Source organism: Pseudomonas fluorescens (genome assembly GCF_902497875.1).
In the GTDB taxonomy this organism is placed as follows: Bacteria; Pseudomonadota; Gammaproteobacteria; order Pseudomonadales; family Pseudomonadaceae; genus Aquipseudomonas; species Aquipseudomonas fluorescens_BR.
This window is the reverse complement of record NZ_CABVHY010000155.1, coordinates 1-1,101: the sequence shown is the minus strand read 5'-3', so window position 1 is coordinate 1,101 and position 1,101 is coordinate 1. Positions and strand designations below refer to the sequence as shown.

Sequence of the window (1,101 nt, the reverse complement as noted above, 5' to 3'; positions counted from 1 at the left end):
ATCGCGAGCAAGCTCGCTCCCACAGGACCGCGTCGTTTCTATCTTTACCGCCCTCAATAAACACAAGAAGAGGCACTCCCCATGCAACCGGAAAGCTTTACCGGGCAGGCGTCGTTGGTGACGCCGAGCCGCAAGCGTTTTTTCATCATGCTGCTGTTGTTCATCACCGTGGTAATCAACTATCTGGACCGCAGCAACCTGTCGATTGCCGCCCCGGCACTGACCAGCGATTTGGGTATCGATCCGATTCATGTCGGGCTGATCTTCTCCGCGTTCGGCTGGACCTACGCGGCGATGCAGATCCCCGGTGGCTGGCTGGTGGATCGGGTGCCGCCACGCATCCTCTACAGCGTGGCCTTGCTGTTGTGGTCGGTGGCCACAGTGATGCTTGGCTTCGCCGCGAGCTTCATCGCGTTGTTTGTACTGCGCATGGCCGTGGGCGCGCTGGAGGCCCCGGCCTATCCGATCAACAGCCGTGTGGTGACCACCTGGTTTCCCGAGCGTGAACGCGCAACCGCCATCGGCTTCTACACCTCCGGGCAATTCGTCGGGCTGGCGTTCCTCACCCTGGTGCTGGCCTGGCTGCAACATCATTATGGCTGGCAAATGGTGTTCGTCAGCACCGGTGCGGTGGGGATTATCTGGGCGCTGATCTGGTACGCGGTGTATCGCGAGCCACGGGATTTCAAGGGCGCCAACCAGGCCGAAATCGACCTGATCAGCGAAGGCGGCGGGCTGGTGGATATCCAGGCCGAGACCGCCAAACGCAAGGCTCCGTTCAGCTGGACCGACCTCGGCATTGTGTTGAGCAAGCGCAAGTTGTGGGGTATCTATCTGGGGCAGTTCTGCCTTAACTCGACGTTGTGGTTCTTCCTGACCTGGTTCCCGACCTATCTGGTGAAGTACCGTGGCATGGACTTCATCAAGTCCGGGCTGCTGGCGTCGCTGCCATTCCTCGCGGCTTTCGTCGGGGTGCTCTGCTCGGGGTTCTTCTCCGACTGGCTGATCCGCCGCGGCGCGACCGTCGGCTTTGCCCGCAAGCTGCCGATCATAGGCGGGCTGCTGATATCCACCTCGATCATCGGCGCCAACTTTGTCGAA

1 protein-coding gene is annotated in these 1,101 nt (G+C 60.8%); it reads left to right on the top strand.

The features are described 5' to 3' along the window. Positions 1-81: 81 nt before the first annotated feature. A partial coding sequence (locus tag F8N85_RS34385) for an MFS transporter (RefSeq protein ID WP_150807693.1) occupies positions 82-1,101 on the top strand: 1,020 nt, incomplete at its 3' end.